This is a genomic window from Microbacterium sp. ACRRU (assembly GCF_022346945.1).
In the GTDB taxonomy this organism is placed as follows: Bacteria; Actinomycetota; Actinomycetes; order Actinomycetales; family Microbacteriaceae; genus Microbacterium; species Microbacterium mcarthurae.
In genome coordinates, this window is record NZ_JAKRNI010000007.1 from 1 (window position 1) to 14,746 (window position 14,746).

Sequence of the window (14,746 nt, forward strand, 5' to 3'; positions counted from 1 at the left end):
GGTGGGGGCGGGGCGGGGGTGCGGTGGTGGTCACGCGGTGTTCCCCCTAATCGTGCGGTCGGGCCGTTCCGTCGTCCTGGTCGGCGATCCATGCCCGCACCGCATCGGCGAAGCGTTCACCGCGGTCGGAGTAGGAGGCGAACTGATCGAACGACGCCGCCGCGGGGGCGAGGAGAACGGTGTCTCCCTCCCGGGCCACGTCGGCCGCCAGTTCGACGACCCGTGCCATGACGTCTTCAGTCTCGGTGTGGTCGACCTCGAAGAGCGGAACCGTCGGGGCGTGTCGCTCGAACGCCGCGACGATGTCGCCCCTCTCGACGCCGATGACGATGGCCGCACGCGCGGCGGCCCCGCGGGTGCGCACGAGGTCGGTGACGTCGACGCCCTTCAGCAGTCCGCCCACCACCCACACCGCTCCCGGGTAGGCGGCGAGCGAGGAGCCCGCGGCGTGCGGGTTCGTGGCTTTGGAGTCGTCGATCCAGGTGACCCCCCGGTGCGCCGCGATGACCTGGATGCGGTGCGGGTCGAGACGGAAACGCTCGAGCGCGTCATGGATGTCGGCCGGCGTCACACCGAGAGACCGGGCGAGGGCGCTCGCGGCCAGGATGTTCGACACCACGTGGGGCGCGGCCAGACCCTGTTCGGCGAGGTCGGCGACGGTGGTGAGCTCCAGCGCCGACGTCGCGCGCTCCTCGAGGAAGGCCCGATCGACCAGGATGCCGTCGACGACGCCGAGATCGCTCGGGCCGGGGACGCCGAGATCGAACCCGATGGCGCGGGCACCCTCGATGACCTCGGCCTCTTCGACCATCTCCCGCGTCACGGCATCGGCCTTGTTGTACACGCACGCGACACGCGTGCGGGCGTAGACGCCGGCCTTGGCGTCGCGGTAGGCGTCGACACTGCCGTGCCACTCGAGGTGGTCGTCGGCGAGGTTCAGGCACACGGCAGCGTGCGGCGAGAGGGCGTCGTCCCCCGTCTGCCGGTTGAGGTACCACAGCTGGTGGCTGGAGAGCTCGACCACGAGCACGTCGAAGCCGCTCGGGTCGCGCACGGCATCCAGGACCGGCGTGCCGATGTTGCCCACCGGCACCGCGCGCAGACCGCCCGCGACGAGCATCTCGGCGGTGAGCCGGGTGGTCGTCGTCTTGCCGTTGGTGCCCGTGATGAGCACCCAGTCGGCGGGTCGCCCGTCCGGGCGCACGACCTTGTCGCGCACGCGCCAGGCCAGCTCGACGTCGCCCCACAACGGGATGCCCGCGTCCAGCGCCCACACGATGAGGGGATGCGACGGCGGGAATCCCGGAGAGGCGATGACGACATCCGGAGCGAAATCCGCCAGGACGGAGGGCACGGTGTCGAGCGGACCGACATGGGCCTCGACCCCGATCACGGGGAGCAGGCGCGCGTACTCGGGGTCGGCCTTCTCGGTGACCACGAGCACCTCGGCCCCCAGCTCGGCGAGGGTGTCGGCGGCCGAGAAGCCGGTCATGGACAGGCCCAGCACGGCGACGCGCAGACCTTTCCACTCGGCGTACCAGCTGGTGAGGGACGCCACGTTCCGCGTGCTCATACCCGCGCCAGCCATTCCACGTAGAAGAACCCGACGCCCGAGACGGCGAGAAGGCCCGCGATGATCCACATCCGCACGACGATCGTCACCTCCGGCCAGCCGCGCATCTCCAGGTGATGGTGCAGGGGGCTCATCAGGAACAGCCGCTTGCCCCGCGTGATCTTGAAGTAGATGCGCTGCAGGATTACCGAGCCCGAGGCGATGACGTAGACGCCGGCGATGAGGACGAGCAGCAGCTCGGTGCGCGTAAGGATCGCCAGTGCGGCGATGACGCCGCCGATCGCCATCGACCCGCAGTCGCCCATGAAGACCTTGGCCTTGGGGGCGTTCCACCACAGGAAGCCCACCAGCGCTCCCACGAACGCGGCGGACACGATCGCGAGATCGAAGGGGTCGCGCACCGCGTAGCATCCGGCTTGCACGGAGGGGTCGAGCACGTCGGCGCACATCTGCTGGTTCTGCCAGAACGCCATGAGACTGTACGCACCGACCACGAAGATGCCCGAGCCCGCCGCGAGTCCGTCGAGCCCGTCGGCGACGTTGACGGAGTTCGACGTCGCCGTGCCGATCAGCGAGATCCAGGCCAGGTACAGCAGCCAGCCCAGGACGGGCCCGAGAGCGAACAGCCACAGGACCTGGATATCGCGGAAAATCGAGATGTATCCCGACGCCGGCGTCTGACCGTACGCGTTGGGGAAGTTCAGCGCCACGATCGCGAACGGCACGGCCACGATGACCTGGCCGGCGATCTTGCGCCATCCGGAGAGGCCGAGGCTGTTCTGGAACCGGACCTTCATGTAGTCGTCGATGAAGCCGACGACGCCGAAGCCCAGCATGAGCCACAGCACGAGCAGCCCCGAGAGCGTCGGCGGGTTGTTGCCGGCGTAGGCGCCGATGAAGTACCCGACGATGGTGCCGAGGATGAAGATCGTGCCGCCCATGGTGGGCGTTCCGCGCTTGGCGCCGTGCGAGGGGTTGTGCACGTTCTCGGGCGTGCGGATGACCTGTCCCCAGCCCCACTTCCGGAAGCCCCGCAGGAACACCGGAGTGAGGAACAGCGTGAAGGCCAGAGAGATCCCCGCGGATGTCAGAAGTGATCTCACGCGAACGATTCTCCCAGACGGTCGCCGAGGAACCGCAGCCCGGCGGAGTTGGACGACTTCACCAGCACACGGTCGCCGTCGCGCAACTCCCCCATGAGGTAGTCGTAGGCGGCATCGGCATCCGGGAAGAACACGGCCTCGCCGTCCCACGACCCCTGGGCGATCGCCTCGAGATACATGCGGCGGGCGTCCTGCCCGATGACGACGATGCGCTGGATGCGCAGGCGCACCGCGAGCAGACCCACGCGGTCGTGCTCCTCGTCGGCGTACTCGCCGAGCTCGCTCATCGCCCCGAGCACCGCGACGGTGCGCTCGTGGGGACCGGTGATCTGCGCCAGCGTGCGCAACGCCGCGGCCATCGAGTCGGGGCTGGCGTTGTAGGCGTCGTTGATGATGCGCACCCGCTCGGATCCGAGCGGCTGCATGCGCCACCGTTCGGCGAGTTCCACGGTCGACAGGCGCGCGATGGCATCCTCGGCCCGCACCCCCAGGGCGGTCGCGGCGGCGACCGCGGCGAGAGCGTTCATCACGTGGTGCTCGCCGAGGACGCGCAGCTCGAGCGTGTGCTCCTCGCCGTCGACCACAAGGGCGGCCCGGGTCCCGGATGCCGAGACCTCGACGTCCGTGGCGCGGACGTGCGCCCGCTCTCCGCGCCCGAACCAGCGGACCTCCTGGCCCCGTTCACGGGCGATCGGCTCCATCGCCGCGACACGCGGGTCGTCGGCGTTCAGCACGGCGAGCCCACCCTCGCGCGTGGCCCGCACGAGCTCGCTCTTGGCGTGGAAGGTGGACTCGATGCCGCCGAACCCGCCGGCGTGCGCCATCCCCACCATCAGGACGACCCCGATGTCGGGGGTGACCAGACCGGCGAGGTGAGCGATGGCGCCGGGGGCGCTGGCACCGAATTCGCTCACGAGGAACCGCGTGTCCTCGCTCACGCGCAGCATGGTCAGCGGGGCGCCGACCTCGTTGTTGAACGACGCGCGGGGTGCGACCGTGGGACCTTCGTCCTCGAGGATGCGCGCGAGGAGGTTCTTGGTGGTCGTCTTGCCGTTCGAGCCGGTGATCCCCACGATGCGCAGGTCACCCGCGGCCCGCACGCGGGCGACGACGTCGCTCGCGAGCGCGGCGAGGGCCGCGACGACGTCGGGGACCACGATCTGCGTGACCGGCTCGTCGAGCTCTCGCTCGACCAGCGCGAGCGCTGCGCCGCGTTCGACGGCGGCCGGGACGAACAGATGACCGTCGGTGGTCTCGCCGGGCTTGGCGACGAAGATCCCGCCCGGCTCGATCAAGCGCGAATCGGTGTCGACGAGACCCGAGACGGTGCTGTCGGGGGTGTCGTCGCCGCGCAGCACGAGACGACCTCCGAGCACGGAGGCGATGTGGGAGAGGCTGGTGGAGATCATTGCGGTGTACGGACGCCCTTTCCGTTTCGGAGGAGAGGCCGGCATCCGGCGTATCAGCCGAACTTGGGCAGTTCGGGGGTGGTGGAGCCGGACGGGATCACCCGGTAGTTCTTGAGGACCTGGGTGAGCGCCTTCTGGAAGGCGGGGGCGTTGGCCGCAGACGACTTTACCGTTCGCGGTTCGTCGAGGTTGACCGAGACGATGTACTGCGGGTCGTCGGCGGGCGCGAAACCGATCATGGTGGTGAAGTACGCGTCGGGCTTGTACGCGCCGGTGTCGGGGTCGGTCTTCTCGCCGGTGCCGGTCTTGATCGCCACGCGATAGCCCGGGATGGCGACCTGCGAAGCGAGAGTCCCCTGGGTGGCGACGTTCTCGAGCATCTGCGACACCTTCGAGGCGGTGTCGGCGGAGATGACCCGCTCCCCCTCGGCGGTCGGGGCGTCCGTGACGGTGCCGTCGGCGGCCGTGCACCCTTCCACGAGCGAGAGCGGCATGCGCACACCCCCGTTCGCGATCGTCTGATAGACGCCGACGAGCTGCGGGATCGTGACGGCCAGACCCTGACCGAACGTGGTGTTGTAGAACGTCTGATCGCCCCATTGCTCGACGGGGTGGAGGATGCCGCCCGACTCGCCGGGGAAGTCGATCGCCGTGGGGGTGCCCAGCCCGAACTTCTTCATGTAGTCGTACCGGGTCTGCGCCGGGATCATCTCGCCGAACTTCGAGATGCCGACGTTCGAGGAGTCGATGAGGACACCGGTGAGGGTGTAGGTGTTCGCGCCGTGTGCGAACGCATCCGAGACGCGCGCGCCGCCGCGCAACGTTTCCCGCGAGGCTGCGGTGACGGTCGTGTCGCTGGTGAACGAGCCGCTGTCCAAGCCGATCGCGGCGGTGAGCGCCTTGAACGTCGACCCGGGTTCGTTGGGGTCGGTGAACGACCAGCTGCCGCGCTCTTCGGACGGGGTCGCGGTGGGATCGTTCGGGTCGACCGTGGGGTATTCGGCGAGGGCGCGCACTTTGCCGGTCTTCGCTTCGACGACGGTGATCGCGCCGCGCACCGACCCGGTGTTCTGGACCTGCTCGGCGATCAGCTGCCCCATGTACCACTGGAGGTCGCGGTCGATCGTCAGCGTCAGGGTGCCGCCGTCGACGGCCGGTGCGGTCTGGACCTCGGTGCCCGGCAGCACGACCCCGTCGCGTCCCTGCTGGAAGACCACCTCGCCGTCGCGGGAAGCGAGACAGTCGTTGTCGGCGAGCTCGAGCCCTCCCAGCGCCTGCCCGTCGCTGCCCACGAAGCCGAGGAGGTTGCCGGCCACGGCGCCGTCGGGGTAGACCCGTCCGGCCCGGGGCGGGAACGTCAGGAACGGTAGACCCAGCTCAGCGAGCGCCCGATACTGCTCGGTGGAGACGTCCGTCGCGATGATCGCGTAGCGCGAGCCCGGGTCGGCGGCGATCGCGTCGTTGACGACGCTCTCGACGGTCGCCGGGTCCTGCCCGGTGACCGCGGCGATCTGCGCGGCGATCTCGGCCCAGGTGCGCGTGACCGGGGCCGCGTCGTCGCCGCGGACGGTGACGCCCTGCGCGGCGAGCATCGGATCGACCTGGACGTCGTAGCGGTGCACGCTTGAGGCCAGCGTCACGCCGTGTTCGTCGACGATCGCACCGCGCGACCCGTACTCGACGCGCGAGCTCTGCAGTCCCATCGCGAGCGAGTCGTCCACGTGCTCGCGGGCGTTGACGACCTGGATGTCGATGAGACGGACGACGAAGGCGATGAGCACGACGAGCACGACGGCGAGAGCCGCCACGGTACGCTGACGCGGGGATCGGGAGACTGTCGTCGTCATGGGCTTATCGTGTCGCGGGTGTGGGCAGGCCGTCGCTGATCGGCGGGGGTGTCGCCGATCCGGTGCTCGAAACGGGTGCGTCGGCCGGGCCGTCGGACGCGGCGGCGGCGTCGGTCCCGGGCGCCGCGTCGACCGCCGCCCGAGGGTCGGTCACGAGAGGAACGCCCGAGATGAGCGCGTTGCGCACGGAGCCCCGCCCGATGGCATCCACCGACGATGCGCCCTCGGAGGGCTTGCCGGCTCCGATGACCGCCCCGTCGCTGAGTCGCAGGTAGGTGGGCGTCTCGTCGATGACCATTCCCAGAGCCGCGGCGTTGGCGGCGAGGTACTGGGGCGAGTTCAGGCCCGCGACCTCGTCGTAGAGGATCTGCTTCTGGTAGGTCAGGTCGCGCTGCTGCTGCGTGAGCTCCGCGATCTCGAACGAGCTCTGCGTCGTGAGGATCGACAGGCCCATCTGCACGAGCGCGATCGTCACCGCTCCCAGGACGGCGATGACGCCGAACGCACGCCGGGGAACACGCCGACGGGCGGGGGCGTCGACGAGGTGCAGGCGGCGGGGCTCGCGGACCGGAACCGGGAACTCCGGCAGGAACGTCGCGTCGATGGTCTGGGGAGCGCTCATGCGTCCTCCTGGATCCTCTCGGCCGCGCGCAGACGCACGGGGGTGGCGCGCGGGTTGGCCGCACGTTCTTCTTCGCTCGCGAGCTCGGCTCCGCGCACGAGGAGGCGGAACTTCGGGGCGTGTTCGGGAAGCTCGACCGGCAGACCCCGGGGGGCGGTGGATGCCGAAGCCTCGGCGAACACGCGCTTGACCAGGCGATCCTCGAGCGACTGGTATGACAGGACGACGATGCGCCCCCCGACACCGAGAACGCTCAGCGCGGCCGGGATGGCGCGCTCGAGCACCGACAACTCGGCGTTGACCTCGATGCGCAGCGCCTGGAAGACCCGCTTGGCGGGATGCCGCTCCCGCAGGACTGCGGCGGGGGTCGCCGCCTGCAGCACCTCGACGAGCTGACCGGAGCGCTCGAGCGGCGCCTGCTGGCGCGCCGCGATGATCGCGCGGGCGTAGCGCGCGGCGAGCTTCTCTTCGCCGTACCGCTCGAAGATGCGGCGGAGGTCGCCTTCGCCGTACGTCGCGAGCACCTCGGCCGCGGTGACGCCCGACGTCTGGTCCATGCGCATGTCCAGCGGGGCGTCCTGTGCGTACGCGAATCCCCGAGAGGCCTCGTCGAGCTGCAGAGACGACACTCCGAGGTCGAACAGGATGCCGTCGACCGTCTCGACACCCGCGGAGGCCACGGCGGCGGCGATGCCGTCGTAGACGGTGTGGACGAACGTGGTGCGGTCCGCGAAGCGCGCAAGACGCTCTCCCGCGATCCGGAGGGCGTCGGTGTCGCGATCCAGTCCGATCAGCCGCGCCGTCGGGAAGCGCTCGAGGAAGGCTTCGGAGTGCCCGCCCATTCCCAGGGTGGCGTCGACGAAGACGGCTCCGTCGCGGTCGAGGGCCGGAGCCAGCAGTTCGGCGCACCGTTCGAGGAGCACGGGGGTGTGGATGTCGCGGATGTCCATGATGACGGGGATCGTTCGCCGACTCTGATCCCCATCCGCTCGACCTGGCGCCGGGGAAGTGCGTCAGGGCGTGCGGCTGGGAATCACAGCCGGCGATCAGAACAGGCCCGGGATCACCTCCTGCTCCATCTCGGCGTAGGTCTCTTCGTTGCTCTCGGCGTAGGCGTTCCAGGCCGCGGCGTCCCAGATCTCGGCGTGGGCTCCCACTCCGGTCACCACGAGCTCGCGATCGAGCCCCGCGTAGGCCCGCAGTGCCGGGGGCACCGTGATGCGGTTCTGCCCGTCGGGCTTCTCGGCGCTGGCTCCCGAGAGGAACATGCGCAGGAAGTCGCGGGCCTGCTTGTTGCTGAGCGGAGCCTCACGGATCCGCTCGTGAACGCGCTCGAACTCCTCGGTGCTGAACACGTAGAGGCAGCGGTCCTGCCCCCGGGTGATCACCACTCCGGCGCCGAGATCGTCACGGAACTTCGCGGGCAGGATGACGCGCCCTTTGTCGTCGAGCTTGGGGGTGTGCGTGCCGAGCAGCATTCGGGCGTCCACCCCCTTCGTCCGGCCTGCGAAGTTTCCCCCACTTTACTCCACCGCCCTCCACTTTGCCATCAAAATCCGGGGGTTCTCCTCCCCCGCGGCGTTGTGTATGGTCTGCGCACACGTCCGAGCCGCACGACGGGAGCCGCGATTTTGCGCTCAACCGACCCGCCCGATCGACCTCCGACGCACGGGTGTGGAGGAAAAGGGAGGATCACCGCGGAGCGAGTGTCGCGCGCACAAAAAAGCACCGGCTCCGAAGAGCCGGTGCTAGGTGGAAGGGCTGGGTGTCAGCGCCCCTCGTTGCGGCGGTCCCACCGCTCGTTCATGCGATCCATGAAGGAGCCGCCGGTCCTGCGGGGAGCGCGCGGTGACGGTGAGCCGGCCGACGGGACACGAGAGGAGTTGCGCGTGGGCGTCACGGCGAAGACGACTCCGCCGACCATCACGACGAACCCGACCACGCCGACGGCGATGCCGAGGAAGCCGGTGTTGAAGCCGATGGAGACGCCGACGATGAGAGCCCCGAGACCCGCGAGCACAAGGATCGAGCCGAGGACGATGTTGCGGTAGCTGAGCGCGCGGTGGGGAGCCGTGACGACGTCGGCGTCGTTACTCATGAGATGGCGTTCCATCTCGTCCAGCAGACGCTGCTCCTGTTCGGAGAGTGGCATGCATCCCCCTCTATTGCTCAGTACGGTCGATTCTACGCGGGGCGTGGATCACTAGGCTAGGCCCGTGCCGAGCTCCCCGGAACCGATCGAGGCTGTTTCTCAGCGACTCGACACCTTCGTGTCTGAACAGATATCGTACGCCTCCACACTGGGGGCAGAGGCAGAAAGGATGGCGCAGGCCGGCGCCGCCTCGCTGCGCGGCGGCAAACGTCTCCGCGCGCGCTTCCTGCTGACCGGATGCCGTGCCGTCGAGCGCGGTTCCGGGCCGGTGCCACCGGCGATCGAGGCCGCCGCGATCGGCGTGGCCGCAGCCCTCGAGGTCTTCCAGGCGGCCGCCCTCGTCCACGACGACCTTATCGACAACTCCGACACCCGGCGCGGCCACCCCGCCGCGCATCGCGCACTCGAGTCCGCCCACAGGGCGTCGGGCTGGGTCGGCGACGCCGAGGCGTTCGGACGTTCGGGAGCGGTACTGCTCGGAGACCTCCTCGTGGCGTGGAGCGACGACCTCCTCGAGGAGTCTCTCGAGGAGATTCCCACCGCGGCCGCGACCCGGCGTCAGTACGCGCTCATGCGTCGGGACGTCACGATCGGCCAGTTCCTCGACGTCGCCGAGGAGTCCGCGTTCGCCGTCCACGACGACGGCACGCACGCCGAGCGCGCGCTGCGCGTGGCCTCGTACAAGTCCGCGCGCTACAGCATCCAGAAGCCGCTGCAGATCGGCGCCGCTCTCGCGGGAGCCGACGCCGCCCAGCTCGACGCGCTCGGCCGGTTCGGCCACGACATCGGGATGGCGTTCCAGCTGCGCGACGACGTTCTCGGCGTGTTCGGCGACGCCGCGGTGACCGGCAAGCCCTCGGGCGACGATCTGCGCGAGGGCAAGCGCACGGTCCTGGTGGCCTACGCTCGCGAGGCCCTGTCCGCCGACCGGCGGTCGGCCCTGGACGCGATGCTGGGTGATCGCACGCTGGATGCCGAACACATCCGCGATCTGCAGCGAACGATCGTCGACACGGGCGCGCTGGCCCGCACGGAGGAACTGATCGCCGCGTACGAACGGCAGGCCGATCGGGCGCTCGAGGGCGCTGCCCTCTCCGCCGGTGCCGTCGCCGAGCTGCGGGCGCTCGCGCGCGCGGCGACCCAGCGGACGTCCTGAGCGGCCCCGCTCAGGCGAGGGTGGCCGCGACGCGGCGCACTTCGCTCTTGCGTCCCGCCCGCAACGCCTCGATGGGCGCGACACCGATCGTCTCCTCCGGCGTCAGCAGCCAGTCGATGGTCTCGTCCGCGTCGAAACCCGCATCGTGCAGCACGATGATCGTCCCGCGCAGCGACGGCAGCGGCCGCCCGTCGACGATGAACACCGAGGGGACGCGCAGCACGCCGTCGCGCCGCGACCCGATGAGGTAGCTGTCGTCGAGCAGGCGGCGGACGCGCCCGAGCGGCTCACCGAGGATCTCGACGAGGTCGGGAAGCGTCAGCCAATCGGTCGCGTAGCGGGGCGTCTCGGTCACCTTGCCACTATCTCATCCCGCGACCGGGCCTCAGACCTGGGGGCGGCGTTTCACATTCGTCACATGCGCCTCACACGTTGACATCCGTCGCAGGGCGTGCGACCGTGGCGGGCAGTCGGAAGAACGGATCCCCCACCATGCGACGACTCACCCCTCTGTCCGCGCGCCCGCGCGGCCGAACCGCCTGGCCCGCGGCCGTGGCCGGCACGATCGCCCTCGCGCTCGCCGGCGAGAACGCCGCGCACGCCGCGCCGCCCGCGCCCTCCCTGGCCGCCGTGCCACCGGCCCCGCGCCACCTGGGCGTTCCCGTGCTCACGGCCGCGCCGACACCGGTGTCCTACACCGTCCAGCCCGGCGACACCGTGTGGGCCATCGCCCGCGCGCACGGACTCGATACGGCCGCGGTGCTGGCCGCCAACGGCCTCGATTCCGCCAGCATCATCCGGCCCGGTCAGGTGCTGGCCCTGGTGCCGGCCGCTCCGGCGGCCGCCCCCGAGGTCGCGGAACCCGCGCCGAGCGTGCGGACGCACGAGGTCCGTCCCGGCGACACCGTCTCGGCCATCGCGGCGGCGAACGGCGTCTCCATCGACACCGTGCTCGCTGCGAACGGCCTCACGCGTGCGTCGATCATCTACCCGGGCGAGACGCTGCAGATCCCGGCGACCGACGCGGCCGCGGCTCCCGCGGTCGCGGCATCCGCCCCTCCCGCGGCCGCGCCCGGCCTGGACGCGGAGCAGTCCGAGAACGCGCGGCTGATCATCCGGGTCGGTCGCGAGCTCGGGGTCTCCGACCGCGGCATCGCCATCGCGCTGGGAACGGCGATGCAGGAATCGTGGTTGCGCAACCTCGACTGGGGCGATCGCGACTCCCTCGGCCTGTTCCAGCAGCGGCCCAGCAGCGGCTGGGGCAGCCCCGAGCAGATCCTCGATCGGGAACGCTCCACCCGCGTGTTCTACGGCGGGGCTGCCGATCCGAACGGCTCGGCCACCCGCGGCCTGCTCGACATCCCCGGGTGGGAGGCGATGCCGTTCGCCGACGCCGCGCAGGCCGTGCAGATCTCGGCCTACCCGGACCGGTACGCCCAGTGGGAGTCCCCCGCGACGGTATGGCTTTCCGTTCTCGGCTGATGCGAAGGTGAGCCGTTCCCCGGGCTCCCAGGGGGCGCTCCGTAGACTCGACCCGTGAGCACGAGTCAGCAGGCCGACCCGCTGATCGGCCGTCTCGTCGACGGCCGGTACCGGGTGCGCGCGCGGATCGCGCGCGGCGGCATGGCGACCGTGTACGTGGCGACCGACCTGCGGCTCGAGCGGCGGGTCGCGCTGAAGGTCATGCACGGCCACCTCAGCGACGACACCGTGTTCCAGAGCCGGTTCATCCAGGAGGCGCGCTCGGCCGCTCGCCTGGCCGATCCGCACGTCGTCAATGTCTTCGACCAGGGCCAGGACGGCGACATGGCCTACCTGGTCATGGAGTACCTCCCGGGCATCACGTTGCGCGAGCTGCTGCGCGAACACCGCCGCCTCACGGTCGATCAGACCCTGACGATCATGGATGCCATTCTCTCGGGCCTCTCGGCGGCCCACCGTGCCGGCATCGTGCACCGCGACGTGAAGCCCGAGAACGTCCTGCTGGCCGAGGACGGCCGCATCAAGATCGGCGACTTCGGTCTGGCGCGGGCGACGACCGCGAACACCGCGAGCGGCGCGCAGCTCATGGGGACGATCGCTTACCTCGCGCCCGAGCTCGTGACGCGCGGCACCGCGGACGCGCGCAGCGACATCTACTCGCTGGGCATCATGCTGTACGAGATGCTCGTGGGCGAGCAGCCCTACAAGGGCGAGCAGCCGATGCAGATCGCGTATCAGCACGCGACCGACTCCGTACCGCGCCCCAGCGCGAAGAACCCGGGAGTGCCCGAACAGCTCGACGAACTGGTGCTGTGGGCCACCGAACGCGAACCCGACGAGCGTCCCGTCGACGCCGGGGCGATGCTGGAACGCCTGCGCGAAATCGAGAAGGAGCTCGGGCTCGCCCCGCAGGTCGCCCGCGCGGTGGCGGTGGGAACCGTGGCCGCGAGCGATGCCGAGTCTCGCGAGCTGACCAAGGTTCTTCCGCAGACCGCGGTCTCCCCCAGCACACCCGCTCAGGACGTCGACAACGCCACGCGCTTGCGTCAACGCACCCGCCGAGCAACCACCCGCGGGATCTGGCTGGTCACGCTCGTGCTGATGCTGGCGGCCGGCGCGGCGACCGCGGGATGGTGGTTCGGCTCCGGCCCGGGCTCGCTCGTGGCGGTGCCGGACGTGTCGCGCATGAGCTACGCCGACGCTGAAGCACTGCTGACGCGCGAGCAACTCGCCGCGCAGCTCCAGGAGGTCAACGACCGCGAGCTTCCCGCGGGCACGACGGTGGGCTCGGATCCCGCGGTGAACACACGGTTGGACAAGGGCAGCGTCGTCACCGTGTTCGTCTCCATCGGACCGGCGTCCCACGATCTTCCCGGGCTCGCGGGCAAGAGCAGCGACGAGGTCGCCGGCATCCTCGAGGCCGCCTATGTCGGCGTCGCAGGAACGACGCAGGAGTTCACCGACGCGGGCGCCGGGACGGTGCTGAGCGCGAGCATCACGCCGCGCGCGGGCGGTGACGCGGTCGACTGCACCAACGGGTGCACGGTGCTCGAGGGCGACGCCGCCTCGCTCGTCACCTCGCTCGGCCCGATTCCCGACGTGGCCGGACTCACGACGGCGCAGGCGGAACGCGCCATGACCGAGGTGCAGCTCCAGACCGAGACGTCGGAGGAGTACAGCAACTCCGTGCCGTCCGGAACGGTCATCGGCATCGGAGAGCGCGACGGAGGCGGGAACTGGCGCCCGGGCGACACCGTGACGCTCCGTGTGTCCATCGGCCCCCGGCCCGTGCAGATTCCCGAGAACGTGGTGGGCATGTCCATTCGGGATGCCGTCGGCACGCTCGAGGAGCTCGGCTTCCAGGTGAATGCCGGGATCGACGACGGCACCCTCCCCCTCGGGTTCCGCTACTGGGACATCTACAAGGTGCGCGCGACGAACCCCCAGGCCGGTACGACGGCCCCGCAGGGCAGCACCATCACGATCACCCCGACGCTCTAGCCCTCGACGCACACGACGATGCCCCCGACCTCACGGATCGGGGGCATCGCGCGGACTCAGCGGTTCTCGAGCTCCTCGGCCACGAGGAAGGCCAGCTCGAGACTCTGGCGGTGGTTCAGTCGCGGGTCGCACAGGCTCTCGTAACGCGTCGCGAGTGTGGCCTCGTCGATCATCTCGGAGCCGCCGAGGCACTCGGTCACGTCGTCGCCCGTCAGCTCGACATGGATGCCGCCGGGGTGCGTGCCCACCTGACGGTGCGCCTCGAAGAACCCACGCACCTCGTCGACGACGTCGTCGAAGCGTCGCGTCTTGTAGCCCGTGGGGGTGGTGATGCCGTTCCCGTGCATCGGGTCGGTGACCCACAGCGGGGTCGCCCCCGCGTCGCGAACGGCCTCGAGCAGCGGCGGGAGAGCGTCGCGAATCTTGCCCGCTCCCATGCGCGTGATGAACGTCAGGCGGCCGGGTTCGCGGTCGGGGTCGAGCTTGTCGATCAGCGCGAGCGCCGTCTCGGGCGTCGTGGTCGGGCCCAGCTTGACCCCGATCGGGTTGCGGATCCGCGAGAAGTAGTCGACGTGCGCGCCGTCGAGCTCACGGGTGCGCTCCCCGATCCACTGGAAGTGCGACGAGGTGTTGTACGGCAGCCCGGTGCGCGAGTCGATGCGCGTCATGGGTCGCTCGTAGTCCATGAGCAGGCCCTCGTGGCCGGTGTAGAACTCGACGCGGGTGAGCTCGTCGAAGTTGGCGCCGGCGGCCTCCATGAACTTGATCGCCCGGTCGATCTCGGCCGCCATGCTTTCGTAGGCCTGGTTGGCGGGGTTGCTCGCGAAACCCTTGTTCCAGCTGTGCACCTCGCGGAGGTCGGCGAACCCACCCTGCGTGAACGCGCGGATCAGGTTCAGCGTCGACGCCGCGGTGTGGTACCCCTTCAACAGCCGGGCGGGGTCGGCCTTGCGCGACTCCTCGGTGAAGTCGTAGCCGTTGACGATGTCGCCGCGGTAGGCGGGAAGGGTGACCTCGCCGCGGGTCTCGGTGTCGCTCGAGCGCGGCTTGGCGAATTGACCCGCCATGCGGCCCATCTTCACCACCGGCATCGAGGCGCCGTACGTCAGCACGACGGCCATCTGCAGCACCGTCTTGATGCGGTTGCGGATCTGCTCGGCGGTCGCCCCGGCGAAGGTCTCGGCGCAATCGCCGCCCTGCAGCAGGAACGCCTGCCCGGCGGCGGCACGGGCGAGTCGGTCACGGAGGATATCGACCTCGCCGGCGAAGACGAGCGGCGGGAGTGTGGCCAGTTCGGCGGATGCCGCGGCCACAGCGGCCTCGTCATACCACTGGGGCTGCTGCTTGATGGGCAGGGTCCGCCAGTGGTCGAGGTCGTGGAGCTGCTGATTCACCCCTGAA

13 protein-coding genes are annotated in these 14,746 nt (G+C 70.2%); 3 read left to right on the forward strand and 10 right to left on the reverse strand.

Annotated elements, in window-relative coordinates; all coding sequences use genetic code 11:
• Positions 1-46 precede the first annotated feature (46 nt).
• The 8 genes from murD to MHY30_RS05735 all read right to left on the reverse strand — a co-directional run bounded on the left by murD (position 47) and on the right by MHY30_RS05735 (position 8,706).
• Entirely contained in the window at positions 47-1,573 is a 1,527-nt protein-coding gene (gene murD / locus MHY30_RS05700; RefSeq protein ID WP_239275913.1) for a UDP-N-acetylmuramoyl-L-alanine--D-glutamate ligase, read from the reverse strand.
• Positions 1,570-2,676, reverse strand: coding sequence for a phospho-N-acetylmuramoyl-pentapeptide-transferase (mraY, locus tag MHY30_RS05705; protein WP_239275914.1), 1,107 nt, complete (start codon positions 2,674-2,676; stop codon positions 1,570-1,572). The genes murD and mraY overlap by 4 nt, the downstream gene beginning before the upstream one ends.
• Positions 2,673-4,085: a UDP-N-acetylmuramoyl-tripeptide--D-alanyl-D-alanine ligase gene (gene murF / locus MHY30_RS05710; RefSeq protein WP_239275915.1), complete on the reverse strand. Its 1,413-nt coding sequence runs from the start codon at positions 4,083-4,085 to the stop codon at positions 2,673-2,675. Before murF ends, mraY begins: the two co-directional genes overlap by 4 nt.
• Before the next feature lie 53 nt (positions 4,086-4,138).
• Complete coding sequence (locus tag MHY30_RS05715; RefSeq protein WP_239275916.1) at positions 4,139-5,932, reverse strand: penicillin-binding protein 2; 1,794 nt, start codon at positions 5,930-5,932, stop codon at positions 4,139-4,141.
• A gap of 4 nt (positions 5,933-5,936) precedes the next feature.
• Entirely contained in the window at positions 5,937-6,554 is a 618-nt protein-coding gene (locus MHY30_RS05720) for a hypothetical protein (protein WP_239275917.1), read from the reverse strand.
• Complete coding sequence (gene rsmH, locus MHY30_RS05725) at positions 6,551-7,504, reverse strand: 16S rRNA (cytosine(1402)-N(4))-methyltransferase RsmH (RefSeq protein ID WP_239275918.1); 954 nt, start codon at positions 7,502-7,504, stop codon at positions 6,551-6,553. Before rsmH ends, MHY30_RS05720 begins: the two co-directional genes overlap by 4 nt.
• Positions 7,505-7,600: 96 nt before the next feature.
• The gene (mraZ, locus tag MHY30_RS05730; protein ID WP_022878852.1) at positions 7,601-8,032 is read right to left on the reverse strand and encodes a division/cell wall cluster transcriptional repressor MraZ; all 432 of its coding nucleotides are present in this window, start codon (positions 8,030-8,032) and stop codon (positions 7,601-7,603) included.
• Positions 8,033-8,322: 290 nt separating this feature from the next.
• Entirely contained in the window at positions 8,323-8,706 is a 384-nt protein-coding gene (locus tag MHY30_RS05735) for a DUF3040 domain-containing protein (RefSeq protein ID WP_239275919.1), read from the reverse strand.
• Positions 8,707-8,770: 64 nt separating this feature from the next.
• On the opposite strand from MHY30_RS05735, the gene MHY30_RS05740 reads away from it, so the two are divergent.
• On the forward strand, positions 8,771-9,862 hold the full coding sequence (locus tag MHY30_RS05740; RefSeq protein ID WP_239275920.1) for a polyprenyl synthetase family protein: 1,092 nt from the start codon (positions 8,771-8,773) through the stop codon (positions 9,860-9,862).
• Between the two features lie 10 nt (positions 9,863-9,872).
• On the opposite strand, the gene MHY30_RS05745 is transcribed toward MHY30_RS05740, so the two are convergent.
• Entirely contained in the window at positions 9,873-10,217 is a 345-nt protein-coding gene (locus MHY30_RS05745; protein WP_239275921.1) for an Rv2175c family DNA-binding protein, read from the reverse strand.
• Positions 10,218-10,354: 137 nt separating this feature from the next.
• On the opposite strand from MHY30_RS05745, the gene MHY30_RS05750 reads away from it, so the two are divergent.
• Positions 10,355-11,344: a LysM domain-containing protein gene (locus tag MHY30_RS05750; RefSeq protein WP_239275922.1), complete on the forward strand. Its 990-nt coding sequence runs from the start codon at positions 10,355-10,357 to the stop codon at positions 11,342-11,344.
• A 54-nt stretch (positions 11,345-11,398) separates the two neighbouring features.
• Positions 11,399-13,345, forward strand: a complete 1,947-nt coding sequence (pknB, locus tag MHY30_RS05755; protein WP_239275923.1) for a Stk1 family PASTA domain-containing Ser/Thr kinase — start codon at positions 11,399-11,401, stop codon at positions 13,343-13,345.
• 56 nt (positions 13,346-13,401) lie between these two features.
• On the opposite strand, the gene MHY30_RS05760 is transcribed toward pknB, so the two are convergent.
• On the reverse strand, positions 13,402-14,739 hold the full coding sequence (locus MHY30_RS05760) for a class II 3-deoxy-7-phosphoheptulonate synthase (protein WP_239275924.1): 1,338 nt from the start codon (positions 14,737-14,739) through the stop codon (positions 13,402-13,404).
• Between the last annotated feature and the right edge of the window lie 7 nt (positions 14,740-14,746).

Bases quoted from the DNA above. Each gene is read 5' to 3' on its own strand.
- MHY30_RS05715 (WP_239275916.1), bottom strand. From the start codon at position 5,932: ATGACGACGACAGTCTCCCGATCCCCGCGTCAGCGTACCGTGGCGGCT.
- murF (WP_239275915.1), bottom strand. From the start codon at position 4,085: ATGATCTCCACCAGCCTCTCCCACATCGCCTCCGTGCTCGGAGGTCGT.
- MHY30_RS05735 (WP_239275919.1), bottom strand. From the start codon at position 8,706: ATGCCACTCTCCGAACAGGAGCAGCGTCTGCTGGACGAGATGGAACGC.
- rsmH (WP_239275918.1), bottom strand. From the start codon at position 7,504: ATGGACATCCGCGACATCCACACCCCCGTGCTCCTCGAACGGTGCGCC.
- MHY30_RS05750 (WP_239275922.1), top strand. From the start codon at position 10,355: ATGCGACGACTCACCCCTCTGTCCGCGCGCCCGCGCGGCCGAACCGCC.
- MHY30_RS05720 (WP_239275917.1), bottom strand. From the start codon at position 6,554: ATGAGCGCTCCCCAGACCATCGACGCGACGTTCCTGCCGGAGTTCCCG.
- murD (WP_239275913.1), bottom strand. From the start codon at position 1,573: ATGAGCACGCGGAACGTGGCGTCCCTCACCAGCTGGTACGCCGAGTGG.
- mraZ (WP_022878852.1), bottom strand. From the start codon at position 8,032: ATGCTGCTCGGCACGCACACCCCCAAGCTCGACGACAAAGGGCGCGTC.